Source organism: Bradyrhizobium canariense, assembly GCF_900105125.1.
Classification (GTDB): Bacteria; Pseudomonadota; Alphaproteobacteria; order Rhizobiales; family Xanthobacteraceae; genus Bradyrhizobium; species Bradyrhizobium canariense_A.
The window spans coordinates 4,958,406-4,984,110 of record NZ_LT629750.1 but is presented as its reverse complement, the minus strand read 5'-3'; the positions used below and the strand labels follow the sequence as shown (position 1 = coordinate 4,984,110).

At 58.5% G+C, this 25,705-nt stretch carries 28 protein-coding genes and 1 tRNA gene; 13 read left to right on the top strand and 16 right to left on the bottom strand.

Features of this window, described 5'->3' with window-relative positions; genetic code table 11:
• Positions 1–2 precede the first annotated feature (2 nt).
• A complete protein-coding gene (locus BLV09_RS23690) occupies positions 3–488 on the bottom strand; it encodes a (2Fe-2S)-binding protein (protein ID WP_146689110.1) in 486 nt (161 codons plus the stop codon).
• A 309-nt stretch (positions 489–797) separates the two neighbouring features.
• On the opposite strand from BLV09_RS23690, the gene BLV09_RS23685 reads away from it, so the two are divergent.
• The gene (locus BLV09_RS23685; RefSeq protein WP_146689109.1) at positions 798–2,837 is read left to right on the top strand and encodes a methyl-accepting chemotaxis protein; all 2,040 of its coding nucleotides are present in this window, start codon (positions 798–800) and stop codon (positions 2,835–2,837) included.
• Positions 2,838–2,890: 53 nt separating this feature from the next.
• Here the strand turns inward: BLV09_RS23685 and BLV09_RS23680 are convergent, their stop codons facing one another.
• Complete coding sequence (locus tag BLV09_RS23680; protein WP_146689108.1) at positions 2,891–3,244, bottom strand: DUF3175 domain-containing protein; 354 nt, start codon at positions 3,242–3,244, stop codon at positions 2,891–2,893.
• Between the two features lie 183 nt (positions 3,245–3,427).
• Here BLV09_RS23680 and BLV09_RS23675 point away from each other — a divergent pair, with 183 nt between their 5' ends.
• From BLV09_RS23675 to BLV09_RS23665, 3 genes are all read left to right on the top strand, one after another.
• Entirely contained in the window at positions 3,428–4,930 is a 1,503-nt protein-coding gene (locus tag BLV09_RS23675; protein WP_146689107.1) for an MFS transporter, read from the top strand.
• A 6-nt stretch (positions 4,931–4,936) separates the two neighbouring features.
• Entirely contained in the window at positions 4,937–5,761 is an 825-nt protein-coding gene (gene otsB, locus BLV09_RS23670; protein ID WP_146689106.1) for a trehalose-phosphatase, read from the top strand.
• Between the two features lie 151 nt (positions 5,762–5,912).
• Entirely contained in the window at positions 5,913–7,373 is a 1,461-nt protein-coding gene (locus BLV09_RS23665) for a trehalose-6-phosphate synthase (protein ID WP_167558864.1), read from the top strand.
• 101 nt (positions 7,374–7,474) lie between these two features.
• Here BLV09_RS23665 and BLV09_RS23660 read toward each other — a convergent pair whose 3' ends face one another.
• Positions 7,475–7,810 carry a hypothetical protein gene (locus BLV09_RS23660; protein ID WP_146689105.1) on the bottom strand — a complete coding sequence of 112 codons (336 nt, stop codon included), beginning with the start codon at positions 7,808–7,810 and terminating at the stop codon, positions 7,475–7,477.
• 198 nt (positions 7,811–8,008) lie between these two features.
• Here BLV09_RS23660 and BLV09_RS23655 point away from each other — a divergent pair.
• Positions 8,009–8,098, top strand: a tRNA-Ser gene (locus tag BLV09_RS23655).
• Between the two features lie 114 nt (positions 8,099–8,212).
• Here BLV09_RS23655 and BLV09_RS23650 read toward each other — a convergent pair.
• From BLV09_RS23650 to BLV09_RS37435, 6 genes are all read right to left on the bottom strand, one after another.
• Entirely contained in the window at positions 8,213–9,043 is an 831-nt protein-coding gene (locus BLV09_RS23650) for a hypothetical protein (RefSeq protein WP_146689104.1), read from the bottom strand.
• Between the two features lie 44 nt (positions 9,044–9,087).
• Positions 9,088–9,852, bottom strand: a complete 765-nt coding sequence (locus BLV09_RS23645; RefSeq protein ID WP_167558863.1) for a PP2C family protein-serine/threonine phosphatase — start codon at positions 9,850–9,852, stop codon at positions 9,088–9,090.
• Between the two features lie 85 nt (positions 9,853–9,937).
• A complete protein-coding gene (locus BLV09_RS23640) occupies positions 9,938–10,525 on the bottom strand; it encodes a hypothetical protein (protein WP_146689102.1) in 588 nt (195 codons plus the stop codon).
• 9 nt (positions 10,526–10,534) lie between these two features.
• Entirely contained in the window at positions 10,535–10,969 is a 435-nt protein-coding gene (locus BLV09_RS23635; protein ID WP_146689101.1) for a superinfection immunity protein, read from the bottom strand.
• A 1-nt stretch (position 10,970) separates the two neighbouring features.
• The gene (locus BLV09_RS23630; RefSeq protein ID WP_146689100.1) at positions 10,971–11,534 is read right to left on the bottom strand and encodes a DUF4339 domain-containing protein; all 564 of its coding nucleotides are present in this window, start codon (positions 11,532–11,534) and stop codon (positions 10,971–10,973) included.
• Between the two features lie 54 nt (positions 11,535–11,588).
• Positions 11,589–11,765, bottom strand: coding sequence for a hypothetical protein (locus BLV09_RS37435; RefSeq protein ID WP_167558862.1), 177 nt, complete (start codon positions 11,763–11,765; stop codon positions 11,589–11,591).
• Positions 11,766–11,832: 67 nt separating this feature from the next.
• On the opposite strand from BLV09_RS37435, the gene BLV09_RS23625 reads away from it, so the two are divergent.
• Complete coding sequence (locus tag BLV09_RS23625; protein ID WP_244548809.1) at positions 11,833–12,060, top strand: helix-turn-helix domain-containing protein; 228 nt, start codon at positions 11,833–11,835, stop codon at positions 12,058–12,060.
• A gap of 146 nt (positions 12,061–12,206) precedes the next feature.
• Here the strand turns inward: BLV09_RS23625 and BLV09_RS23620 are convergent, their stop codons facing one another.
• Both BLV09_RS23620 and BLV09_RS23615 read right to left on the bottom strand, forming a co-directional pair.
• On the bottom strand, positions 12,207–12,548 hold the full coding sequence (locus BLV09_RS23620) for a DUF2958 domain-containing protein (RefSeq protein WP_146689099.1): 342 nt from the start codon (positions 12,546–12,548) through the stop codon (positions 12,207–12,209).
• Complete coding sequence (locus tag BLV09_RS23615) at positions 12,548–13,924, bottom strand: PGN_0703 family putative restriction endonuclease (protein WP_167558861.1); 1,377 nt, start codon at positions 13,922–13,924, stop codon at positions 12,548–12,550. Before BLV09_RS23615 ends, BLV09_RS23620 begins: the two co-directional genes overlap by 1 nt.
• Before the next feature lie 518 nt (positions 13,925–14,442).
• Here BLV09_RS23615 and BLV09_RS23610 point away from each other — a divergent pair.
• The gene (locus BLV09_RS23610; RefSeq protein ID WP_146689097.1) at positions 14,443–15,414 is read left to right on the top strand and encodes a hypothetical protein; all 972 of its coding nucleotides are present in this window, start codon (positions 14,443–14,445) and stop codon (positions 15,412–15,414) included.
• 480 nt (positions 15,415–15,894) lie between these two features.
• Here the strand turns inward: BLV09_RS23610 and BLV09_RS23605 are convergent, their stop codons facing one another.
• From BLV09_RS23605 to BLV09_RS23585, 5 genes are all read right to left on the bottom strand, one after another.
• On the bottom strand, positions 15,895–16,317 hold the full coding sequence (locus tag BLV09_RS23605; RefSeq protein WP_146689096.1) for a hypothetical protein: 423 nt from the start codon (positions 16,315–16,317) through the stop codon (positions 15,895–15,897).
• Positions 16,318–16,343: 26 nt separating this feature from the next.
• Positions 16,344–16,556 (bottom strand): helix-turn-helix domain-containing protein, encoded by a 213-nt coding sequence (locus tag BLV09_RS23600; protein WP_146689095.1) that lies wholly within the window; start codon positions 16,554–16,556, stop codon positions 16,344–16,346.
• A 121-nt stretch (positions 16,557–16,677) separates the two neighbouring features.
• A complete protein-coding gene (locus BLV09_RS23595; protein ID WP_146689094.1) occupies positions 16,678–17,883 on the bottom strand; it encodes a tyrosine-type recombinase/integrase in 1,206 nt (401 codons plus the stop codon).
• 373 nt (positions 17,884–18,256) lie between these two features.
• A complete protein-coding gene (locus BLV09_RS23590) occupies positions 18,257–19,171 on the bottom strand; it encodes an ImmA/IrrE family metallo-endopeptidase (RefSeq protein ID WP_146689093.1) in 915 nt (304 codons plus the stop codon).
• Positions 19,171–19,554, bottom strand: a complete 384-nt coding sequence (locus BLV09_RS23585) for a helix-turn-helix domain-containing protein (protein ID WP_146689092.1) — start codon at positions 19,552–19,554, stop codon at positions 19,171–19,173. The genes BLV09_RS23590 and BLV09_RS23585 overlap by 1 nt, the downstream gene beginning before the upstream one ends.
• A 155-nt stretch (positions 19,555–19,709) precedes the next feature.
• Between BLV09_RS23585 and BLV09_RS23580 the strand changes: the two genes are divergently transcribed.
• The 6 genes from BLV09_RS23580 to BLV09_RS23555 are packed head-to-tail and all read left to right on the top strand — an operon-like array spanning position 19,710 to position 25,695.
• Positions 19,710–20,426: a multiubiquitin domain-containing protein gene (locus BLV09_RS23580; RefSeq protein ID WP_244548808.1), complete on the top strand. Its 717-nt coding sequence runs from the start codon at positions 19,710–19,712 to the stop codon at positions 20,424–20,426.
• Positions 20,423–20,758: a hypothetical protein gene (locus BLV09_RS23575; RefSeq protein ID WP_146689091.1), complete on the top strand. Its 336-nt coding sequence runs from the start codon at positions 20,423–20,425 to the stop codon at positions 20,756–20,758. The genes BLV09_RS23580 and BLV09_RS23575 overlap by 4 nt, the downstream gene beginning before the upstream one ends.
• Positions 20,755–21,258, top strand: coding sequence for a hypothetical protein (locus tag BLV09_RS23570; protein ID WP_146689090.1), 504 nt, complete (start codon positions 20,755–20,757; stop codon positions 21,256–21,258). The genes BLV09_RS23575 and BLV09_RS23570 overlap by 4 nt, the downstream gene beginning before the upstream one ends.
• Positions 21,255–22,151: a HesA/MoeB/ThiF family protein gene (locus BLV09_RS23565; RefSeq protein ID WP_146689089.1), complete on the top strand. Its 897-nt coding sequence runs from the start codon at positions 21,255–21,257 to the stop codon at positions 22,149–22,151. Before BLV09_RS23570 ends, BLV09_RS23565 begins: the two co-directional genes overlap by 4 nt.
• Complete coding sequence (locus BLV09_RS23560) at positions 22,148–23,473, top strand: AAA family ATPase (protein ID WP_244548807.1); 1,326 nt, start codon at positions 22,148–22,150, stop codon at positions 23,471–23,473. Before BLV09_RS23565 ends, BLV09_RS23560 begins: the two co-directional genes overlap by 4 nt.
• Positions 23,470–25,695 (top strand): S8 family peptidase, encoded by a 2,226-nt coding sequence (locus BLV09_RS23555; protein WP_146689088.1) that lies wholly within the window; start codon positions 23,470–23,472, stop codon positions 25,693–25,695. Before BLV09_RS23560 ends, BLV09_RS23555 begins: the two co-directional genes overlap by 4 nt.
• The last annotated feature ends 10 nt before the right edge of the window (positions 25,696–25,705 follow it).

Sequence of the window (25,705 nt, the reverse complement as noted above, 5' to 3'; positions counted from 1 at the left end):
GGCTATTCCGCCGCTTGCGAAACCTTCATGCGGCCTGCCGCATCGAGTACCGATTTGACGATGTTGTGATAGCCGGTGCAGCGGCAGATGTTTCCTTCCAGCTCCTGCCGGACCGTCTCCTCATCGAGGTTGCCGCTGTATCGATGCACGATGTCGATCGCCGACATGATCATGCCCGGCGTGCAATACCCGCACTGCAAACCGTGATTGTCACGGAACGCGGCCTGCATCGGATGCAGTTCCTCGCCCTTCGAGATACCCTCGATGGTGGTGATGTTGGCGCCGTTGGCCTGTCCGACCAGCACGGTGCAGGATTTGACGGCGCGGCCATCGATGTGGACGACACAGGCGCCGCACTGGCTGGTGTCGCAGCCGACATGGGTGCCGGTCAGATTCAGATGATCGCGCAGGAGATTGACAAGGAGAGTCCGGTCCTCGACGTCAGCCGAGACCGCCTTGCCGTTCACCGTCAATTTGACATTGGACACGTCGATTCCTCCCGATACTTTTTAATTAGTCCAATTAGAGACAGCGGGAGGGGACTTTGCAACTAGGATTTTCGTCGCGGAGGCCGCGGAGGTGAGGCATTAGAGGTGTCATTTCTCTCCCTGCTCGCGCGCGCGGGAGAGGGAAAGGTGCCATTCGAGGGCCGCGCCCTTGACCAGCCTTCCAGACAGAGAGTTCAACCTCCCCGGGCATTTACGGCCTTTTATCATTTTTGGCGTAATTTACGGCAATGGATCGGGCGCCTTGGCGTCCCGATTCCTGCTGGAAAACAGGGGAGCTCAGGGGTGGGAATGTCGAAGCGTATCGGGCTCCAGTCGCTATCCATGAAGCTTCCGACCTTGCGATTTCGCGGCAAGATCATGCTCGGCTTTGCCGTCGTGCTTGCGATCTCGGCGGTCAGCATGGGCATCGCCTATCTCGGATTTGAGCGTGTTTCTGCCGGCGTGGCATCCTACCGGAACAGCGTCTCGGAAGTTAATCTGGCCCGAAATATCGACCACGGCGTGATCCTGTACCGGGGATTGGCCCAATATTACGTGGTCACCGGCAGGGAAGACGACAGCAAGGCGGCGTTGGCGGCCGAGGCGAGTTTGAAAGACGCCATCGATCAGGCGATGAAGGGCACCACCAATCCGGCCGGACTCGATCAAGTCACCCGCCTCGCCAGGGAATTTCGCGCCTTCACCAAGATTTTTGCCGATATCTTGAAGGTCAAGGGTGACAGCGCCCTTGTGGCGCAAAATCAGCTCGCCCGCGGCGGCAACATGCTGCGTTACAAGCTCGATGAACTCTCCGGCGACGCCGGCGAAGCCGAGCTTCCGGCCGTTGAGCTCGGCGTCAAGCAAGTGACCGCGCAATACCAGGCGATGACGGCGCTCGCCAACATGTTCGTCGTCAATTCGGATCAGACCGTTGCCACCAGCGCGCTGGCGCGGCTGAAGTTCGTCGAGAACTCGATGCATGCGATATCGACCACCGATGAGAAGATCGTGCAAGGCCTCAAGGAGGCGTCTGCGCTGCTGGACGAATACCGGCAAGCCCTGAGCAAGCTCATCGAAAATGCGAAATCGATCGAGGAGCTGACGGACGAAATGAAGGAGTCGGCGACCGCGATCATGCAGGGATCGAGCGCGATGAAGGCGGACCTGATCTCCGATCAGCAAAGGCTTGAGGCCGAGTCCGATGCAGCCATCGGAGAGACCGAGCGCCTGATCCTGATGCTCGCGGCCGGCGGCTTCCTGCTGGGCGGACTGCTGGCGATGTTGCTGGGCAGAGGAATTTCCCGGCCGATGATCGTGATGTGCAAGGCCATGCGCGAGCTCGCCGGCGGCAATTTCGATGTCGTGCTGCCGGGCCTCGGCCGCAAGGACGAGCTTGGCGAGATGGCCGGCGCGGTGGAGGAATTCAAGCTGCAGGCGATCACCAAAGCCGAACGCGATGCCGCCGCGCAGGATGCCCAGAACAAGGCAAGCAGCGCCGCACGCCGCACCGAGCTCATTCGCTTCGCTGACGAATTCGAGACGGCGGTAGGCGCGATCGTCTCCAATGTCTCAGCGTCGGCCGTTCAGCTCGAGTCGGCCGCCGGAACGTTGACGCGAACCGCGGAAACCACGCAGAGCCTGTCCAGCAAGGTCGCGGGCTCATCCGGAGAAGCATCCAGCAACATGCAATCGGTGGCTTCGGCAACGGAGGAGCTTTCGGCGTCGGTCGACGAAATCGGAAAGCGGGTGCGCGAATCCAACCGGATTGCGGAGGCGGCCGTCCTTCAGGCGCAGCAAACCGATGAACGGATCGGCAAATTGTCGCGTGCCGCGCAGCAGATTGGCGACGTCGTCAAACTGATCACGGCAATCGCCGAGCAAACCAATTTGCTGGCGCTGAATGCCACCATCGAAGCCGCCCGCGCCGGCGAGGCCGGCCGGGGTTTTGCCGTCGTCGCCTCCGAGGTCAAGTCGCTGGCCAGCCAGACCGCGAAGGCGACCGATGAGATCTCGTCGCATATCGCCGGCATGCAAGGGGCAACGCAGGAGTCAGTCGCGGCGATCAAGGAGATCGGCGGCACCATTTCCCGGATTTCGGATATCGCATCGTCGATCTCAACCGCCGTGGAACAACAAAGCTCGGCCACGCAGGAAATCGCGCGCAGCGTTCAGAACGTCGCGAAGGGCACCGACGAGGCTGCCGCCGATGTCATGGAAGTCAATCGCGGCGCGACCGAAACCGGATCGGCGTCAGAAGATGTGCTGAATTCGGCGCGAACGCTGTCGAGCGAAAGCACGCGGCTGCGTGCGGAACTCGATCGCTTCATGGCCAATATCCGCGCGGCCTAGAGATTTCCGTTCTGCTTGATGGGTTGCGACGCAAAGCCGGGACGACGACACCGTCAATCTCTTCCGAACTGATGCTTCAGCTCGGTCTTGGCCCGCTGTAGCCGATCACGTTGCGTCTTCGGCAAGGTCTTGCCGGCACGATTGATATAGAACGTCAGCATTGAAAGCGCGGAGCGATACGCACCGGCCTTGCGGCGCGAACTGCGCTCGGCTGAACGCTTCAGCGATGCCGCGATCTTCTTCGGATCAGTGAGCGTGAAGACGCCGTGTTTCAGATCGAGCGCGTCGCTTTCGCGCGTCACCTGCTGCGACCAGCGTTTTGGTGACGCTTTCGCGGAAGTTTTCCGCCGTACTGAGCCTGTTTTGCGGGCTGTCGTCTTTTGCGCAGGTTTGCGGCGTTCAGTCATCGTCAACTCCATGCAGTAACAGCAAAAAAACGATGGCTAACCGGATTGGTTCCTAAAGTCGCCGATGTGGGAACTGTGTTGCCGCCAGAGCGTTATTTCGGGTGGCAGGCATATGGCTGTCGCGATGCGGGTAGAACCTTGGAATCCAGCGTTCCAGGGTTTTTGTCATTGGCCTTATATCCGATGGATTTCCAGCTGATACAGCTCCATTCAGCCTCAAAAGCGGGCGCGTCCGTCGCCAAGCCGGCGCCGGCGAACCGCGACCGCGTTGTCGAGACCGACATTGCTTCCCGCCTCGATAGCCTGCGCTGGAGCGGCTTCCATACCCGCGTTGTGTTCGCGCTCGGCATCACCTGGATTCTGGATGGGCTGGAGGTGACGCTGGCGGGCGCGCTTTCAGGCGCGTTGAAAGCAAGTCCGTCGCTTCAGTTCACCAACTTCGAGGTCGGATTTTCCAATAGCGCCTATCTCGCCGGCGCCGTGCTCGGCGCGCTGGGGTTTGGCTGGCTCACCGATCGAATTGGCCGAAAAAAGCTATTTTTCATCACGCTGGCGCTCTATCTCACCGCGACCGCTGCGACCGCGTTATCCTGGGGACTCACCAGTTACGCATTGTTCCGGTTTCTCACCGGCGCCGGGATCGGCGGCGAATATACCGCGATCAATTCGACGATTCAGGAATTGGTGCCCGCGCGGTATCGCGGATGGACCGACCTTGTGATCAACGGGAGCTTCTGGATCGGCGCCGCGATGGGCGCGGTCAGCGCCATCGTTCTGCTCGATCCGCATTTGATCGGTCCCGACCTCGGCTGGCGGCTTGCCTATCTCACCGGCGCCTGTCTCGGACTCCTGGTATTCGCCATGCGGATGTGGATTCCGGAAAGCCCGCGCTGGCTGATTATCCATGGTCATCCCAAACGCGCCGCTGAAATCGTCAGTGATATCGAACGATCCGCAACCGGAGAGGTGCAGGATTCGCGTCAGCACAACTGGCCCAAAATCAAGCTCAGGATGCGCGACCACACGCCGCTGCGCGAGGTGGCCCATACGCTGTTCTCGGTCTATCGGCAGCGTTCGCTGGTGGGGCTGGCGTTGATGATCGCGCAGGCATTTTTCTACAACGCCATCTTCTTCACCTTTGCCCTGGTGCTGAGCGAGTTCTACGGCATCGCGCCGGACCAGATCGGATGGTACATTCTGCCGTTCGCCGCGGGCAATTTCCTCGGACCGCTGCTGCTCGGCCGTCTGTTCGATACGCTGGGACGCCGGGTGATGATCACGTTCACTTACGGCGTTTCCGGCGTCCTGCTGGCGCTTTCCGGCTATCTGTTCGCACAGGGCCTGTTGAGCGCGCAAAGCCAGACCATCGCCTGGATGGTGATCTTCTTTTTTGCCTCGCCGGCCGCAAGCGCTGCCTATCTTACGGTCAGCGAGACTTTCCCGCTGGAAGTTCGCGCGCTGGCGATTGCACTGTTCTATGCGGTGGGAACCGGCATTGGCGGCGTCGCAGGTCCCGCTCTGTTCGGCGCGCTGATCGATACGGGATCCCGTGGCAGTGTTTTTGCCGGCTATCTGTTCGGGGCGGCCTTGATGCTCGCGGCGGCCGCGATCGCGTGGCGGTACTGCATCGCAGCCGAGCGGAAGTCGCTGGAATCTGTCGCACGCCCGCTGGCCTTTGTGGAGTAGCATGAGATGAATCAGGAATTGGCGGAGATGACGTTGCGAGAAGATGGATCATCGGGCGAGCCGTTGCCGGACGCGGTTCCGGTGCCGCGTTCGATGCTGCCGCATTTGAGCGAGACGGCGATCCTGCTCGACATTGACGGCACGCTGCTGGATTTGGCGCCGACGCCGCGCGAAGTGTGGGTGCCGCCGGGTCTCGCCGAAACGCTCAAAGGCCTGCTGATGCGGACCTCGGGCGCGCTTGCACTCGTCAGCGGTCGCTCGTTGAACGACATCGATCTGATCTTTGCGCCCGAGCAGTTTCCGGCGGTGGGGGGGCACGGCGCGGAAATGCGGCTTTCGATCGATAGCGAGGCCGTCGCCAGTCATGCACCGCCGATGGACAAGGAGTTGAAGCGGCGGCTGGCGGCCATCGCCAAGCTCAGTCCGGGAATTCTACTGGAAGACAAGGGTTATTCGCTGGCACTGCACTACCGGCTGGCGCCGCATGCGGAAAAGGCGATCTACGAGGCGGTCTCGCTGATCCGGGCTGATCTGCCGAATGCACCGATCGAGGTGCTGCCGGGGAAATGCGTTTGCGAGATCAAGCACGCCGGATTCAACAAGGCGTCGGGCGTTCTCGAACTGATGAAGCACGAGCCTTTCAAAGGCCGTCGTCCGTTTTTCATCGGCGACGACGTCACCGACGAAACAGTGTTCGCCATCATGCCAGATCTCAATGGACTTGCCTTTTCCGTCGGCAGGCGTGCGCAAGGCGTCGCCGGTCATTTCGATGAACCGCGCGACGTGCGCTCCTGGCTCGCGCATTTGCTCGATGACGAGCAAGGACGGTAATCGCTTTCAGGCAACATTTCGCTTTTTTAGTGAAATGATTAAGTTCCCTCCGCCGCGCCCGAATTTGGTTTCATTTCGTTGAAAGGGTGACCAGGAACCATATTGATGAATGGTTGTTAATACGCGAGTGAATTTGTCAGGAGGGGACCCTGTGAACCTCGTCGTTGTTTCCAATCGCGTCGCGCGCGGTAAGACCCATGAACCCATGACGGGGGGTCTTGCAGCCGCTTTATTGCCGGTGGTGGAAAAATCCGGTGCGATTTGGGTGGGTTCCAGTGGTCGTGTTCGCGATGGCGCCCAAAAAGAACCTTTTGCCGAGATCGAAGCGCTCGGCGCCGGAGCGCTCGCGATGCTCGATCTGCCGGCGGCGCATTACGGCGGTTACTATGAAGGTTTCGCGAATTCGGCGTTATGGCCGGCGCTGCACTCCCGCAGCGACCTGATCCGCGCATCCCATGAAGATTATTTTTCGTACCGCGAAGTGAACAGCTTCATGGCGAAGGCGCTTCTGCGATTTCAAAAACCGGATACCGCCTTCTGGATCCAGGATTATCACTTCCTGGCGCTCGGCGCGGAACTCCGTGACCTCGGTGTGACGCAGCCGATCGGTTTCTTCCTGCATACCCCGTGGCCCGATCGGGCTGTTATCGGCGGCGTCCCCCATCATCGTGAGCTGGTCGAGGCCATGCTGGCCTACGATCTGATTGGGTTCCAGACCCAGGACGATTGCGATAATTTCCTCGGCTACCTCGCAGCAGATCTTGGCTTGGCGATCGAGAATCATGTCGTGACGTCGCGCTACGGCAAATCGCATGTCCAGGTATTTCCGATCGGCATCGACCCGCAGAAATTTGCCGAGCAGTCCGCCAAGGCGGTTTCCCACCCCGATGTGTCGCGGCTGCGTCGAAGCCTGCACGGCGAGAAGCTCGCGATCGGAGTCGACCGGCTGGATTATTCCAAGGGGCTGATCAACCGCATCAAGGCCTTCGACCGCATGTGGACCTTGCAGCCGGCGCTGGCGCGAACGGTGTCGTTGTTGCAGATCGCGACGCCGTCGCGGGGCGCGATCGAAGCCTATGGCAATCTCCAGAGCGAACTCGCCAAGCTGGTCAGCGACGTCAATGGCCAGCATGGCGAGGTGGACTGGACTCCGATCCGCTATCTCAACAAGGGCTTTAGCCAGACGGTGCTGGCGGGGCTCTATCGTACCGCGCAGGTCGGCGTGGTGACGCCGCTGCATGACGGGATGAATCTGGTCGCCAAGGAATATGTCGCGGCCCAAAACCCGGCTGATCCTGGCGTACTGGTGCTGTCGAAATTCGCAGGTGCGGCGAATGAGCTGGATACGGCGCTCCTGGTCAATCCGAACGATATCGATGGCATGGCGCGGACGATCGCGACCGCGGTTTCGATGCCGTTGACCGAGCGGCGCATGCGCTGGGAAGCGATGATGGAGAAGCTTCGGGCCGGCACCATCCAGCAGTGGTTCGCTGACTTCGTCGATGCGCTGCAGGAGACCCAGGCCGACAAGGCGCCGCCAGAACCCGTGATCGTCGAAACACCGACCGTGTGGCCGCTGCGCTCGGCCGGTTCCGGCGCACGGTATCACTAGATCCCGGTTGCGGCTGAGCCAGAGCTGGGACTTTGGATCTCTGGTTTGACGTGTTTTCCTTGAGCGAACCGGTACCCGGTTCGCTCGAAAACGCTATGCAGCTAGTAGCAATAGGATGCGCCATCAAGAATGGCGCAGCGCGACTTGTTCGGCGCGTTCGGATTATCCAGCGGCACAACGCCTTTGCCTTGGCCGACGAACACGCCCTGTCCCACCACGACAGAAGATCTGTTGCCGATGATCACGCTCGGGTGCGGCGATAAGCTGGATCGTGTGCCGTCGGGCCAGATGATCGCATCGCCCGACAGCACACCCCGGCGGCCGTCATCGCAGGTGACGACCGGGCCGTCATGGGTACAGGCTTGCGCCATCGCTGGCCCGGCGCAGCCCAGGGTGATCGCAGCCACGCCAATCGCCAGCGTCCGATCGATGGTCATGCCGTCTCCACGCGTTGTTGCCGCTCCATTCAATCGTCTCCGCTGACCGGTTTTCGGTTCAGGGCCTTTTGACCGCGCTTGCGGCACGCCGGCGGAATTGCCAAATTATCTATAATATTCAATTGGTTGGGGAAATAGCGACGAACCCCGTCGCAGTCACTTGCAAAAGTTCTCCCGCCCCTTCAAGAGAAGGCATCCGGAGAGATGGCCGAGTGGCTTAAGGCGCACGCTTGGAAAGCGTGTGTGCGGGAAACCGTACCGTGGGTTCGAATCCCACTCTCTCCGCCATACTCACCGAAAAGTCCTTATTATTCAGGGTTATCTGAAATTGGCTGTTCTGCGGCCCATATCCCGGCCCATACTTCCGATTGGACGGAAACGAACCTTCTGACAGCGCTTTCCTTACCAATCTGTGGGTGCCGTTCGTGGGCACAATGCTGAAAAGAGCGCACTATTCGTAAAATAGCCAGTCGAATTGTCCCCGGTAGAAATATCTCCAGATCCCAAATCTTTCAGAAGATAGCGGGCGTGTGATTCTCCATCGTCTTTTTCTCGCTCAGGGTTAGCGCCAAGAAATGCGTATCGGTTGCCAAAAAAGTCGGTGAATTCTTTAGTCGTGCAATTTGCTTGTATCTCAGATTTCAGGGTCCGCGAATATCGAGCCATCTCTGACAAGCAGCCCTTCGTTGCCTTGCCGTCGTGGGCGTCACAGTACCCGCGCGCGTCGTCCCGAGTGATAGCCCCTCTAACGACGGCGTGTTCGGTATCCAAGCCAGCCTTTGAGAGAATCGTCAGATCCGTTCCACCCTGCGATCCATAAGGCAGCTTCTCTCCAGCGCTGGCAACCTGCGCCTTCCCCTTCTTGACCCAGACGATCTTGTCGCCTTCGAAGATGCACAAATCATCACATTCACCCGCTGCGGCCGATTTCCGAAGGCGCTGAGCATCGACATCGACTTTCAACGAGCAGTCGGCGTTCAAATTGCAGACCGACAGTATCCTCTTTGCGTTCTCACTCGACGCATTTCTGATCGAGCACTGATGAATCCCATGCCCAATTTCGAGCCATGAAATGCTGGTTGGATCGGTCTGGACGTTCCAAAGTTCACCTGCGCAGGTAAGGGTCGTTAGTCGAGCGTCGCCCGCGACCGCCTCGATCCCTCCAGCTACGGGAGGAAAGCCAAAGGCTATCAAGAGTCCGAGAATGGCTGGCTGAAATCCCTTAAGGTTCATTTCTACTGTCCAATTTGATGTTGATGGGCTCTTGTCATCTGCCTTTATGAGGAACCGCGCGCGTTGCAATGGCGTGCGACTACTAAGGAGACGTTGTCTCGTGCCCCGGCGGCAAAGGCTTTGCCAGCGAGGTGGCGCACCGCTCGGATTGGATCGTTGGCGGCGTTCAGAGCGTGCGCGATGCTGTCGTCGGCGACCATGTCGGTGAGCCCGTCGGTGCACAGCAACAGGGTCTCTTCGGGCTTTAGAGGCGCATCGACGTTGATGTGCGGCTCGATGGCAATGGGAAACGAAGAGCCGCCCAGTGCCTGGGTGATGGCATGCGACCTGCGATGGCCTGAGCGGTTGCTCCCCTCGTCGGCAACGTCGTCGTGACTCAGTTGGATAAGCCGGCCTGCACTGAAGAGGTAGCAGCGGCTGTCGCCGACGTTAAATGTGAGCAGCGCGGTAGGGCTCAAGAACGCCCCGACCAATGTGCTCCCCATGCCAAGGGCAGCTTCGTGCTGCTGCATCAGCGCATACAGATGTTGATTGGCCTCCTCAATCGCCGCCGCGCACGATTCCGGATTTGAGATCCGGTCGGCGGCTGCAACCAGATAGTCGAGCACCGCACGACTGGCCATCGCGCCTTGCGCGTGGCCGCCCATGCCGTCCGCGACCATCAGGAGGCAGCCATTGCCCGGTGTTGTCATGACGACGGGCGTGCTCATGTCGCCGGTCAGGATACGGGTGTCGATGGCGATGGTGTCCTCATTCGCCGGACGTACGCGACCGCGATGGGTGAAGGTGGCTATGGTCCAGCCCATCATGCTCATATAATCATTTGATCTACGTAAGTCGCTCGGACGCGCCATTACAGATTGATCCGCTTCCAGGCATAGCCGCGCATGCGGTTTAGAGCTGTTCCTTCACCGCGTCCGGGACTTTCTCCAGGGAAGGCTTGAAGTTCTTATATTTCTTCTCGTTCTGTTTGACGCACTCTGCCAGCGAGGTAAGCATCGAGCCTCCCTTGCTCTCAAAGCTAAGCGATAGATTGGGCACGTTCCCCGGCATCACAAGCGTAAAGTAACGTGCATTCCATAGTGCTTCTGAAAACTGCTTAGGTTCGATTTGCAGGATCAAGATCGTGTTCTTATCCTTGATGTCGTAATCGAAAGTTGCACCGGCGATGAGCCCGCTTTTGACGCCGTTGAAGAAGTTCCAGCGAAGCGACCCTCGGTCGGGTCCCTGAATTTCCCATTCGGTGTCGTGGACGATGGCCCACACCTCTCCATTAACTAGGGAGCGATGGATTTGAATAAATGATCCATCCTTCTTGTTCGCGCGACCGTAGCAGGTGGCTTGCCCAGTCTCCGTGTCAGCTCCGCCGAAAACCGTCCACCAATTATCCGTCTCCTTTTCGTAGAAGGAGAGTTCCTCTGCGTTGAGGTCCCCGATACAAAAGGCCGAGAGTAGAAGCGCAATAACCAGTCGCATTTTCATTGTTCTGTCTCAACGTAAGGGGGCGGTGCCGAGTAACTTGGCTTTCAAGCCATCGAACTCGATCTGGGATATCGCGCCTCTGACAAGGAGGTCGTGAAGGCGCTCCAATTCATGCGAAAGGGATGTTTGAGGTAGAGGCGGAGGTTCGATGACCTGAATCTTCTTCACATCGTTGATGAAGAGATTGAGGCCGGATTCTCCGCCGCTACCGGTAGAGCCAACCCGGTGAGCCGCCCGCATCGCCCAGACCAGTGCGATCCCCCAGCCGATGATCGTGCCGCCGAAGGCAACGTTGATGACGAGGATGATCCAACGGTTCGGGTGGTCGCGCCGGAATGCGACGATGCTCGGCATGATGTAGATGATGCCGACAATGAGGAAGCCGATGCCTAGGAAGATGATGAAAGCGGTGTCGTCCGCAGGAGGTTGAGAACCCGGATGCATGTCACATTGCTCGCAGAATTATCGAAGCGATGAACGATCCGATCCAGACGAAGCCATAGGTCGGCGTCTGCCGCAGGCGTTGCGCGCGCACGAAGAGGTAAACGGGAGCTAACAGCAGAGCAAAGAACGTCATCCATCCGGAGCTGTAGCCGGCGCGCTTGAGTTGCTGTTCGTCAAGAAGGCACAGCCCGCCATTTACCAGAAGGGGAATGAGCCACGAGAGCGAGGACAAGAATGCGTAGTCTTCGTACGGGTGGTTAAACTGGTAGCCGAGGATTGCGATATCGACGAGCACATATGCAATTGGTGCGACGGCGAGCGTCCACACTAAACCGTTGTTCACTTGGTTGGCCGCAATGGCTGGCGGGGTGTCCTTGAGCTCCGCGCCGATTTCTGTGGTGTGCAGCGGCTGCCAGTCTGCCAAGCCTTTACGCCAGATCGGAGTGTCACCGTCGATCGTCTGGGCTGCTAAGAGTTCGCGTAACTTGTCGCTAGGTATAGGTCCTTTACGTTGGCCGCCTTGCGCATAAAACCATGCTTCGTCGCTCGTCGTCGAGTCGGTCAAATTGTCCCCCAGTCTTGATGCTGTGTTGTGCGGCTTGGATTCAGCCGGGCATTCTTAATATTTCTGCCGGCACTTCTGTCGCTCAATCGCGACGACGTAGTCGCTGGCACTGAAGAGCGCCATGAAGGTAATCGAACCCGAGTCCCTCCAACTGTAACCCGGCCCCCAGAGCAGGACAGCGCCTCCGATCAGCAGGCCGAACGGCCACCATTTATCCCCCGACCCGTTCATTTTGCTTTCCCAGCTCATGACCTTAATTTTGAAATAGGGATTATAGTCCCTAGAGACTATATGCCTTGTGACGCTCAATCCTGCAATGCGGGATTGGCCTGTTGTCTTCGGTAAAAATGTCCGGAAATTTCGTCAGCAGCGAGGACTGACGCAGGAACAGCTCGCTTTTGAGGCCGAAATTGACCTCACATACGTTGGCGGAATTGAGCGCGGAAAACGCAATCCGAGCCTAGTGGTGATGGCCAGGATTGCCGACGCGCTATCGGTCGCGTTGACAAAGTTGTTGCAGGATTAGGCAGCTTGCGGCTTCGGTCTGGGCTTTCCACCCGCCGCTGCACGGCGCAGCTTGGTGTAGGAGTAATAGAAAATGCTGGAGTAATAGGGAAAAAGAGCCCCGACTTAGGGGCTCTTTGGCTTTCGAAAGCTTTTCCTTGTTGCTCGTCAGGCGACGATGCGCCCTTTTGTGCGAGCCTCCTCGGCATAGGCCGATAGCGGCTTGTTCGCGACGAAGTGGAGATCGCGTTCGACCGGCAGGCCGAGCCGCCCCTTCACGGAAGCGATCTCGGCGAGGCTGACATAGCCGAGTTCGGCGAAACCCAAGCCGAGGTCGCACAATCCGAACAACCGATCCGGATCATTCGGATCGGCTTCTGAGATCAGCCAAGTAGCTCCGGCGTCCGGTGTGAACAGCTTGAGCACCGGGAAATGATCGCAGTCGTCAGCCAGCGCATTGGCGAAGAGACGAATACGATGTTCGTCGGTCAGAAGGTCATTCTCGGCCATCAGATCGCCTCCTGTGTAGAGGTTGCCTTGGCCGCGACCTTACAGGCCGATGAACTTGCCTTCGTGCGGTGCCGGTTCGAGGATGGGGACCGGCGGCGGACTGGCGGCAGGGCTCGTTTGATCGATGCCGAACTGTCCGCGTGCGGTGGTGCGTCCGGTGGGACTTCGGTACCGGCAATCTCCTGCATCGACAGGCGATAAACCCGGTCGAGATCGCAATAGCGTCCCCAGAGCGCATGAGCCAGTTCCGAGGCTCCCGCGGTCGCGACCGCCTCGATCACGGTCTCCAGCGTCAGGGGCGCAAATGCGACTCGACCGGGTTCACGTTGATCGGCATCGAGCAACTCGGCTTCATAGACCCGGAAGGCCGCTTGGACACGGCGATTGAGGTGCGGGCCGATGGCCATGAAGACGGCGCGGGGCGTGACGCCGTGATCGACGGCAAGCTGGGCCGTCATATGCTCGCGCCAGATTTGCTCCAACGCCAGGGATCGAAGGATTGCGCTGTCCGGGTCGCGGTAGAGACGAACCTGCCGGGAGGCTTCGTTGTAGCGGTCGCGCATTCGAGCTGCGGGGCCTTCCATGCTCTCCGAATATTTGACTTCGATGAACACGGTGGCGGGCTCACCGTCCGGTGTGATGACGCGGACGGCGAGGTCGAAGGCGGTGCGGTCTTTGAGGAAGCGGTCTTCGCGTCGGCCAGGGCTGTGTTCGAAAATGATCTGTTCAACGGTGTGGACGAAGTCCGGCAGCAGGCGGCGGAATACGGCGGTGGCAAGATCGCAATCGACCGCGAGCGGCCCGAACAGGGAGAAGGTCAGCGGCATCGAGGAGAGCGCGTTGCCGAACAGCCGCTCCTCGTCAATGGCGGCGTCGTCCTCGCGCAGGAGCAACTCCTGAAGGGCGAGGCGATGAATGGCCGGGCTGAGGAAGTTTCGGCCGGCGCGGGCGGCCCCGGCTTCGAGGATCGAACCGAAAGACGAGCCGGTATTGATGCCGCCGCGTCGGGCCGATGAGGCGGTGGGAATGTCGTGATCCTTCAACCACAGGCATTGCAATAACCGTGCGGCACTGCGGAACCGCGTGTCGATCGCGCAGTAAGCACCGTGACGTTTCAGGACCGCTTCAGGGACGAGGGGTGTCCGGGTCAGTTGCCTGAAGGCAGGCGCAGTTGGAAAGGTGGGCGACGTTTCTCGGGCGAGGGCGGCGTCGTCCGTGCCGGAGTGAACGGTGGTCGAGTGCGTTGTCATTTGAACTTCCGTGTTGATGAAGCACGGAAGATTCAGGGACGGGTGAGCGATGTTGCGGGCGACTGTTGCGTTGAACTTTGTTCGCGCCCATGTCTGGACGGTCAGCGGTGGTGTCGAGTCACCCATTTTGGAAGTTTAACCTGGAAGAATTTGAGACCTTGATTGGACGATTGCTCAGATCGGCAAAATGGTTGTTGTTTGAACTCAAGGACTTGAGCCCCTGCCGATGTACCCTTCAGGTACTGGCCTTTACCTCGGCCGGTCTGATGTAGGAAACCGTCAGTCTCAAGTCAGCTTCCAGGGGTGGCGCACGGGTATCGGCGGTTACCGAAAGGGCATGCTGCGTGCTTTCATGCCGATCGCTTTCCGCTGGGCTGGATGAAGGCTTTCGCCCGTCAGTAGTTTCAAGTTGATGACGTGGCTGAAGAGCCACATGGCCAATTTTAGTTTCGAGACCATTCTATATTTAGCGAGTCTATCCACGAAGGACACTCCCTTTAGGCGGCGCCGTAAACGCATGCGGCCAATGCATTATGATGAGAGCTCTCCCCAATATATAGATAGGTGAGAGTGCTCTCGTCCGCATAGCGGCAGGCTTCCCACACTGAAGGGGAGCCGCGGTGGTTCCCCATGGAGCCACATCTATGAACCTATCTTCGTCTCTCTCCTGCGTCCCTGCCCCGATATTGCCAGGCCAAGAGCGCCTGCCTTCGCCGGTAAATCGACGCCAGCAGATGCGGGCCAATCCGTTTATGCGGCCCAAGGCCGTCGCATGGTCCGCTTCGCCTATGAAGCAGCCTCGGCTGCGCTCCGCCGTGCTGACCGATGAGGCCGCCCGGCTTTACCGGTGTATCGCCTATACCATGCAGGCATACGGCGTGGTCATGAACGGGCACATGACGATCGCGTGGCAGGAGTTTCGGATTCGGGACCACGAGCAGGCTACGAAAGTATTGACAGAGTTCAATGCACGCATGGGGAAGTGGCTGAGCGTTGATGGGACGGGCCGCAAGCGTAAAGGCGTTTCATTGTCGACGTACGGCGTGGGCGAGAAGTATTTCTACACGTTCATTCATGAACACGCCTTAGATCATGGTTTTCATACCCATCAATTGATCGGTGTCACAGATGGTAAAGCACGTGCATATGCGGAACGGGCAGTGCGGGTCCTCGAGCGCTTAACGGGAGTGACGAAGGCTCCGACTTCTGCGGTGGTCTTTACACCGGGCACGGTGCGTGACGGATTTGCGCCCTACCTGCCTCGTTTCAGGCAAAATGAAGTAAAGCGGTGCTGGATTTGGTTCCGGTACTTGGCAAAAAACTTGAGCCCGCATGAATTCAAGCACATTGGCGATCAGTGCGAGTTGCAGCGAAATATCTTCCGAATTCATCGGGTCTTCCTTCCGCCGCAGCCGGTAACGTGCTCAGATTTGTTCGGGTGCTCTCAAAACATTGGTATCGGCGCTCAAACCAAGGATGGGTTTGTGTCAAAGTTCGACAGCGGCGATTGGACTAAGCTGTATTCGGGCTCGGAACTCGATGAATATCGGCAACACGTGCAGCAACATGAGCGAGACACAGAGCTCGCGGCGATCTTTGACCGGGTGAAGATCTAACCATGCAGAAGGAGGGGCGAGTCCAGTTCGTCCCTCCTTCTATTCTTCCAAGTTAGAGCGGCTGGGCGAATGCGGGGGGAGGCTTGGAAGATGAGCGGTGCCGACCGTTGATGAATTCAGAAAAAATGTTCGCCTGTTCAAGCAATCAGCCGTGCTTGAGCGGGCTTGCGGGGTACTGGGGCTTTTCGGGGAATGAAGACCAAATCCCGTTCACCTAACCGGCCAATCGACAAGACCGATAAGAACGACGACATGGCAACGGCAAATGACGATCCCGGAAAATGAAAGGTCACCCGTTTCCGGGTGACCTTCAAAACATTCGGCACCTTCAAAGGCCTCAGCCGGAAAGCCGCGGGGAAATGTATGACGGGTTCTTTGTGAGGCGGGGAGGGCTGAGGTTTGTATAAACCCGTGTCAAGGCCTCTGCAATTCCATCAAGCAGCCAGGCTCCCAGCGATGCGCGTGACTTTTCGGGCTGCATCATGGTGCAAGATCGTCTTCACTATCCTCGCCGTGACGACCGGCGCAGGCATTGAAGACGCCCTCGCTGTCCAGACTGATATCCAATACTAGCGATGATGGTGGTGCGTCCTGATCCCGTTGAGATAGTGGATCAGGCTTACGCCCTCGCCGAGGGTACAACTGCTCCAGCAATTCCAAAAATGCATCTTCGCCTGTTTCGGGATGGCGCCCCTTACCGTCGATGGTTATGACCCGGGTCGTGTAAAAGTAGTTCACTTCACGGTGTTTGAGATGAAATTTCGACTCACGTCGGACATAACGTCGTCGTTCAATGAGCTCGCTAATTAGCTCGCGAACGTAGCCATCGTCATCTGGGTAGAAGAGCGGCTTGTCTCCACAGCGATCGAATTTCGATCGAGTGTTGTCAGAAATTTTGGTCATGATAGTTGATCCTATTCGGTCGTGAGTTATAGCTGCGCGCTTGGCACGGAAAGCTGGGGCCGTGTGGCAAGCCAGTTCTCGGCGTCTGCGAAACGAATGATGGTTCGGGCGCTGACTTTGACCGCGCGGAGATGACCCTCGCGGATTTCCTTCCATGCGGTGGTGCGTCCGATACCGGCCCAGATTGCGAAGTCGTTGACCGACATCGCGCCTTTGGGTTTTTCGAGTTGTGATGACATGTGTTTCTCCAAATTCGGAAGCATCTTCACTTCCGGTTGGATATAGATTTGATGCGGATAGCAGCGGACGCCTGCGCACTGTCTTGAACTGCCAAAGGGCGAGCGTTTGGGCAGCAGGCGATCAGGGCTTCGAAGGAGCCGTCCCGGCGCAGAACGCGGCCCATGCCTCGGCGAGCTGCCGGCGTTTGTCGAACAGGTCGCCACGCCGATAGGCGGCCTCGACCTTGTTGCTGATGGTGTGAGCTAGCGCCATTTCGACGACTTCGTTCGAGAAGTCGGTTCGTTCAGCCGCCCAGTCGCGGAAGGTCGAGCGGAAGCCGTGGGCGGTGATGTCTTTGCGCTCAAGGCGGCGCAACAGCATCAGGAAGGCCATAGAGCTGAGCGGCCGCTCCTGGACGCCTCCGGGAAAGACGAATTGACCCGTGCGGATTTCCTGCATCTGGGCAAGAATGCGCTGAGATCGCTGGGCCAGCGGAACGCGGTGATCGCGACCAGCCTTCATGCGGACGCCGGGCACCGTCCAGAGCTGAGCCTGTTCGTCATACTCGTCCCAGCGCATGCCCATAGCTTCGTTGGTGCGCGTGGCGTTGAGAATGCAGAACTCGAACGCACGCGCAACGACCGTCGCTTCCTGTCGCAAAATCTGGAAGAAGCCCGGCGTCTCGTCGATCGGCAGGGCGGGGTGATGGACGATGGCCGCGACTTTCGAACGCTTCGGCAGAAGATGATCGAGGTGCCCCTTCCACCGTGCCGGGTTTTCGCCCGCGCGGTATTTCATGACACGAGCCCAATCGAGAATGCGTTCGATCCTGCCACGAAGCCGTGACGCCGTCTCGGTCTTGTCCCTCCAGATCGGCTGCAACACCTTCAGGACCAGTGTGTCGTCGATGGCGGCAACCGGCTTGTCCTTGAAGACGGGATAAACATAGGTCTGAAGCGTCGCCGTCCATTGGTCGGCATGTTTGCCGTTCTTCCAGCCGGCCTTGTGGGCGGCGATGTAGCCCTCGGCGCACTTCTCGAAGGTGATGGTCTCAATCGCTTCGATTGTCTTGGCTTGCTGCTCCTTGAGGCGCTCATTCAGCGGATCGAGGCCCTTGAGGCGCATGACCCGGCAGACCTCCGCCTTCTCGCGGGCCTCGGCGAGCGACACGGTATGAAACGGGCCAAGACCCATATCCCGCAGCTTGCCGCCAGTGCGATACCGGAAAATCCAGCTCTTGGAATTGCCGGGGCGGACCTTCAGGTAAAGCCCAAGCCCATCGGCATACATTCCCGGTTTGAGATTCCGTTTGATCTTGAGCGCGGTGAGCACCCGTATGCGAGCCATTCCAAAACTTCCGCGTCGTGTCCGAGCCCATATAGAGGGAGGGGTTCAGTTGACGGGCGCAGGAGTTGCGGACGTGCTAGGGGAGAGCCTTGCGCTCAACTTCAGTCGATCGTTGCAGGCTCAGCAGCTGGCTCAAAGCGGTCTCACCCCGAGGGACAACGAAGGGTCCCAACGATGCAAATTCCGGAAACTCTTTCGGAGCCAGTGAGCAGCGGTAAAATACCGCTTCGTTCGTCTCACGATGTCCGGCCAGGGTAAGGTAGATGTTTCGATAGTCCGTATTGGACAAGAATCCACTCGCCGGTTAACCGAGACCGCGTGCACCCGACGTTTCCGGCCGATGAGATAACGCACCATTGAGCATAGCGTGTGCTTAGTTGAGTATGAAACGAGACGCGGTAAGCGCTTTAACGGGATAAACCAAGATCAAAACATTGTAAGTAGTGTCGAAGGCTTCCGCGACACACTCATGGGCTTGACCGTTTCGGTCCGTGATTGAGATGGTGGTCGGTCGGGTCATCCGTCGGCCCACTGGCAACACACGTCCGAGTGAATGATCAAGTGTAATTACCTGCTCCGCAGGTTGTCCGAACTGATGTCGAAACGATTCTGAGGTTTCGATCCTGCGGACATCAGCGCGCGCGCCTGTGCGTTCGCAGTACTTAATCGGCTCAAGTACATACACGGCGCAGGCCCGGTGATGGGTCCGAGCAAACTCACGGCACGACGCGTAGACCGACGCACCGAATTTGCTGGCGAGCTTCATCGGCGTCTTGATTTCGAATTTATGGTCGGCAGCCATATCGCGGTAGCCGTCGCCTTGAAAGAGAACGAAGCGAGCAAAGTTATTGGCCTCGCGCTCGAAAAGGTCGGCGATATCCGGAGCGAGGTTCTTTTCACAATCCTGGAAAATGCGGAATAGCTTGCGGTGCGTAGGAAGCTCGTGGTGGCCGGCTTCGTGTAACTTGAGAAAGTTCTGCTTCGATGCATGCACCGTGTGATCGATGTGGATGAGGCTTTCGTCGGCGTCATAAATACCAAACACCTTGGAGATCGCGGACTTCAATACCTCTGCCGCATGCTCTGCTTTGCCCATCAGGTATTCGACGATCCGCCGCGGGTCGAACGCGCTCGCGGGCGCAATTTTCAGTTTCGCTGCTTCAAGGATATCCGGGATAGGCGTAGGAAAGACGCCCCATCCAGTGGCTCGGTCTAAAGCGCGCCGTGCAGCCAACTGCACGGCGCCTAACTGCTCGGGGTCGAGACTGCTGTCGTCGGCTTTGGCCACTAGGGCTTTTTCCTGCTGCGTAGATAACCTAGAAACTTTACAAGCTCGGCCTCTTCCTCACCCGTCAAATTATGCTCGGCGAATGTTGCAACGCGCCCATGCCGCTGTTCGGCGGTGCTGCGGGATCGTGTAGGCGCAACAAAGCCTGCGCGTTCCATTAAGTTCTCGTAGCTAACGGCGTATAGCTCGGCGAGTGCGTGCAGGATATTGGGACTTGGTCTTTTGATTTGATCGTTTTCGATCTGGCTTAGGTAAGCGTTCGAAACAATTTTGTTGGTCGCTTTCTCGACATCGCGCTGAGAGAGCTGGCGATCTTCACGGATTGAGGCGAGAAATTGTCCAAGCGTGAGCTTGATCTCCGCCCCCACGCTCTTCTTGGCCATGACATTACTCCTCCAAAGTCATTGATTCACCTCATATATTTAGCTCATTTGATAAGAATGTCAAGCGTGCCCAGTAGATGCTTGACAAACCTAGCATGCCACTATATCTTATCACCATCACTTCGGCATGGGGCCGGGGGGCAGACGAAAAGGTAATGAAGATGGAAAATGTGGTTACAGGCGGCCAAGGCCGCGATGACGGTGTCAAAGGCCAACGCGGGCGCGGTCCCGACGCGCAGGGGCATTTCTCCACCACGGTCAACGGCGTGACCGTGAAGTTCTCGGAAGCCATGCCGAAGGGGGAACACGTTCTCGACAAGGCGGATTTGGAGCCGGCCAGCGACTATGTGCTGATCCAGCTTCTGACCCACAGCAGCCGCTCGGTGGGCCTCGACGAGACGGTGGACTTGCGGGCCGAAGGAACCGAAGTGTTTCGCGCCTTCAAGAGCGACCGTATCTTCCGCTTCACTAATAACGGACACGGCTTCGAGTGGGGCGTGGAGAAGATCCCCGAGCCTGAACTGCGCGTCATCTGCCAGGTCCGCGAGGACGAGGTTCTGGTCCTAGAGCGCGATGGTAACGACATCGATCTGAAGCTGAATGACGTTCTCGACCTGGGTCAGGCCGGAACCGAGCACTTGCACACCGAGAAGCGGCTGATCACGGTCTTCTACGAGAATGAGCCGCGCGAAATCGCGCGCGGCACCTACACGACCGAGCAGCTCAAGCAGAAGTTCGGCGTGCAGGAGGGCTACGTCCTCGAATTCATTAACGACGAGGGGCAGCTCACGCCGCTCAAGCCCGGCGCCAAGCTCAAGGTAAAGGAGGGAATGAAGTTCTTTGAACAGGTTCCCTGCGGAGGCTCTTCGTGAGCGACGTCGCCAGCAAAGAGTTCGCCAATCTCAAAGTCATGCACGCTGACGCCGTCCTCCTCAAGGAGGGCGGCCAGCCCGTGGCCTTGCTGCCGGGCTTCGGGTTCACCGCTGGCGATAAGCCGTTCAAGATGGACCTGTTACTGGTGCCCTTCGCGCATTCCGGCTACGTCACGCGCCTTTTCTTCGAGCGCCAAATTCAAGGCCGCGCGGGCAACTGGAATCAGCACCGCGTGGTCGAGCGCAATTGGTGGGCGCCGTCATGGAACCACGTGCCGGCCTCGATGCGCTGGACCCAAATGCTATCCGCTCACCTGCGAGCCGTCGCATGAAAATTCGCTTCAAAGTCACGAGTGCCCTGCTCACCACGATCCGCATTGATTTGCGGCGCCCGCACCCGTTCGCACATGAGCGCGTTGGCTTTATTGCCGCAGGATTGGCCGCCGCGCACGACGAACTTCTCATCTTGGCCCGGGAATACCGTCCCGTACGTGAAGACGAATACCTTCCGGATCCAAGCGTCGGCGCGATGATGAGCGCGGGAGCTATTCGCCGCGCACGCCAATGGGGAATGGATGACCGCGTCGCCATCTTCCACGTGCACACGCATGGCGGCCAGGGCATCCCGGGCTTCAGCGGCATCGATATTCGTGAAAACGGCAAGTTCGTGCCGAATTTCGTTTCGGTTGCCCCGCATAGCGTGCACGGCGCCATCGTACTCAGCGACAAGTCTGCGTTCGGCCAAGTGTGGATCGACCGTACGTCTCCCCAGCCCTTTATCGCCAAATTCAGTGAGGTTGGCATGCCACTTCGCAGTTGGAGCACGATATGAGCCGTCTTGACCGCCAAAGCTTCCTTGGTCCCCAAAGCGACGCCGTTCTGGATGCCGCCGTGATCGGGATCGTCGGGCTCGGCGGCGGCGGCTCGCACATCGCGCAACAGACCGCCCATATGGGCGTTGGCGGTTATGTGAATGCTGATCCGGACGTTATCGAAGATACCAATACCAACCGATTGATCGGCGGTACACTGGCAGACGTCGCTGTGAGCCTTACAAAGGTCACCATTGCCGAGCGGCTAATCCGCGGCCTTCAGCCACACGCCCGCATCCTCTCGATTCAGAAGGATTGGCACGCTGCGGTCGACGATCTCAAGCTGTGCGATGTCATCTTGGGAGCGGTCGATGGCTTCAAGGAGCGCGAGCAACTTGAACGCTTCGCCCGCAAGCACCTGATCCCCTACATCGACATCGGCATGGATGTCCATGATCTCGGCAAAAAGGGCTTTCTGGTCAGCGGTCAGGTAATCCTGTCCATCCCGGGCGCACCCTGCATGCGCTGCAGCGGATTCATTACCGATGAAAGACTAGAGCAGGAAGCCAAACGGTACGGCGCAGCAGGCTCGCGCCCGCAAGTGGTATGGTCTAACGGCGTGCTTGCATCCACGGCGGTTGGCCTGCTCACGCAGGTATTAACGCCCTGGTATCCTAATCCGCCGACCTTTGTCTTCCTCGACTATGACGGCAACAAGGGAACCGTCACCCGCAATCAGCGTATGGAACTGCTGAAGAACCATGTGTGCCCGCATCACCCGCCCGACGAGACCGGCGACCCGCTCTTCGACATCCGCACCCAGAATTTTGCTCCAAGGCCCACAATCCTGCCGCCTCGGATTGCGCCGTGGTACCGCCGTATGTGGAATCGCCTCCGTAAGAGGCCCAATTGACCACGGGGCAGGAGAAAGAACAGTTTCAGTTTAAGTGGCCAATCTCGTCCATATCTAAACGTATGAATATACGTTACAATTCACATCTGTGGACGACTTCGAAATCGGCCTTTGTAAAATCGTCCGCCCACCCTTACGGTGGCTCGCCCGGTATTTTCTTCTGCCACGCGAGTCACATGACCCCAGAGAACAACAAAAAGACTGACATCGAAGCCGATTTTCTCCAACTCGCGCGCATCGCGTTGTCCGGCCGTCCTCAAGACGTGCAGGTTATCTTACGCCGCGCTGCCAAGCGTTATCACGCCGTCGTACCGCAATTCGCGGATGCCTTGACCGCGCTCTTGCATGAACTGCCTTCGCACGCATCGCCCCTGCGGCAGCAAGCCGAAGTGCCACTCCCCGTCGATATCGACTCGCGGCTACATCTTATGCGCGTCGAGGCAGAGCCGTTCCTCGAACATGAGCCGGTGTTCGCGCCGGCCCTTGCAACTTCATTGCAGCAAATTGTCCAGGAACGCCGGAATCCGCAGGCGCTTGTCCGTGCCGGGCTTGATCCCATGCGGGCCGCGCTCTTTGTCGGCCCTCCCGGCGTTGGCAAAACGATGGCCGCGCGATGGTTAGCAAGGGAGCTGAAACGTCCACTCCTCATTCTCGACCTTGCCGCCGTCATGAGCAGCTTGCTTGGCCGAACCGGCAGCAACCTCCGTCATGTCCTTGAATATGCCAAGACCATTGATTGCATCTTGTTGCTGGACGAACTCGACGCCATCGCCAAGCGCCGCGACGATTACGGCGAGATCGGCGAACTGAAACGGCTTGTAACCGTGCTCATCCAGCAAATTGATGACTGGCCATCTTCCGGCGTTCTGCTTGCAGCTACTAACCACCCCGACCTTCTTGACCCCGCGATATGGCGCCGGTTTGAACTGCACATTGAATTTCCGCTTCCCGATCAGGATGCCATTCACAGCTTTATCGAAGGACGCCTCGGGCCGTATTTTCCTGCGACCAAGGAGTGGAGCGGACTGCTCGCCCTCGCATTCACCGGGCGGTCCTTCAGCGACATCGAACGTGATTTGTCGACTGCACGTCGCGGGGCAGCTTTAGGCCATACGCCGCTTGAGGAACATCTCGCCGGTCTGTTGACGAACAAATCGCTTCCGAAGACGAGGCGCATTCATCTTGCGGCGGCCATTGTGAACCAAGGGCTGTTGTCACAACGTAAAGCCCGTGAGCTGACAGGTATTGCCCGCGACACCATCCGTGTTCGCGCCGCGCGGAAGCGCGTGCCGACGCGCTCTGAAAAGAGAGATTCGTCATGACGAAACGCAATTTCCTTTTAGGCAAAGGCGAACGGCTTGTTGAAGATGTTGCCGGCGTGCGTGGCGGCGGCCCGAAAAGCCACCCTTATACGTTCAGGGAAGCAAGAGAGCGCATCGCGCCGATGCTCGCGCGCGTTGTGAGGGGTATCGACCAGTTGCCGGATGCCGCCTGCCCAAACGACCGTGCCGTTGCGACGATCACGCTCAATCCCGAGTATATTGCCAAGTCGTATTTCCCTGAAAAGCTGTTTGAATCGGTTGGCTTGGAACCGGTCGGCAGCCGCCCGCGCCGGATCACACCGGAAAAGCGCTCCAAAGGCCGCGAACCCGAAGAAACAATCACAACAGAGTTGTTCGTAATGGGTCCGCGGTCAGCTTTCCGCGCCTGGCGCTCTTCGCTGCCAAATTTGCGCGAGGACACTGCCGCCGCCAGCGACCTGCCCACGATTGAGGAGGTCGCGGCACCGACGGCCCGGGACAAGATCAAAGGCCGGCTTCCGAAAAAAGGAAATGTCGTCCTTGAAGCTGTTCTTCACAGCGATGGCGGAAGCGGTGCGAATAGCGTCGTTACGCAATTCAAACACTACCTTGGTGAAATCGGGATTGATCAACCGCTGGACCGCCGCTTTGCCGCAGGCGGACTTTGCTTCGTGGAACTGGAAGCTCCTGTCGAACTTGCCGACCGCATCGCGACATTCACACCCGTGCGGGCCTTGCGGCAAATGCCAACCCTGCGAATCTTGCGTCCAAGCTTCCGATCCTCACGCGTACCCATGGAAGCTATCCAATTACCCGATACCGGCCCGATTGATCCCAAGATTCGCGTAGCGATTTTTGACGGGGGATTTCCGAAAGGGCATCCGATCAGCAAGTGGGTAAGAGCTATCGAACCACCGGGCATCGGAAGCCCCCTGGATGACTTTCAGAAGCACGGTGTTGGCGTGTCATCCGCCTTCCTGTTCGGCCACATCGATCCGACCAAGCCGCTCCAGCGCCCCTATGCATCGGCCGATCATTACCGGGTTCTCGACAGGGCAGCGTTGGGCCAAAATCCTCACGAACTTTACGAAGTGCTTGGCCGTATCGATCAGGTTTTGGTCGAGAAGGATTATCAGTTTGTCAATTTAAGTATCGGCCCGCTTCTCCCGGTGGAGGATGATGATGTGCATGCGTGGACGGCCGTTATCGATGATCGTCTTTCGCGCGGTACGACACTTGCGACTATCGCCGTCGGCAATGGGGGCGACGGATCTGCCAAGGATGGCTTGAACCGCATCCAGGTGCCAGCCGACTGCGTGAACGCCCTAGCGGTGGGAGCCTGCGATAGCCACGAGACACCCTGGCAGCGGTGCACGTATAGCTCGGTTGGGCCCGGTCGCAGTCCCGGCGTCGTCAAACCGGACTTTGTTGAGTTCGGCGGCTGTCTCCAGCGGCCTTTCATCGTTCTCAACGAAGGAAAAGCGTTTGGGCTCGAAGCGACCGAAGGGACCTCTTTCTCCGCGCCGTCCGTGCTGCGCCTCGGCGCTGGGCTGCGCGCGCATTTCGGTGACACGTTAAGCATACTGGCGATAAGGTCGCTCCTAATCCACACGACAGAAGCGTCTGCCTTTCCCTGCGAAGAAATAGGGCGTGGTCGCGTCGCCCGTTCGGTGCAGGACATTGTTCTTTGCGACGATGACACCGTGCGGGTTGTCTACCAAGGCACCATCGCACCGACGCGCTATATTCGAGCGCCCATTCCGATTCCGTCGGGCACCATTCCCGGCAAGGTCACCATCACCGCAACGCTGTGCTATCCGACCGGCGTTGATCCGCACCACCCCGGCAACTATACGCGCGCCGGCCTTGAGCCAACTTTTAGGCCGCATGATCAGAAGCGCAAAGACCCCAAACAGGTGCATGCTGATAGCAAGAGTTTCTTTGGCAAGACACAAAGCGGCTTGATGGAAGACGAACTACGCCGTGACGCGTGGAAATGGGAAAACTGCCTACACACGCGCGTTTCATTTCTCGGAAAGACCCTTCGTAATCCCGTACTCGATATTCACTACAACGCGCGCCAGGACGGCCGTAATTTTGCGCCGAAAGAAGAGTTGCCTTACGCCCTTGTTATCAGTGTCCACGCGAAGCATCTTGGCGATCTCTACGACAAGGTGGTGCGGAAATACGCTCGGCAACTCGAAGCCCTGCGTCCTGTTGTTGAGATTCCGATTGATGTGTAGGCCGTGTGTG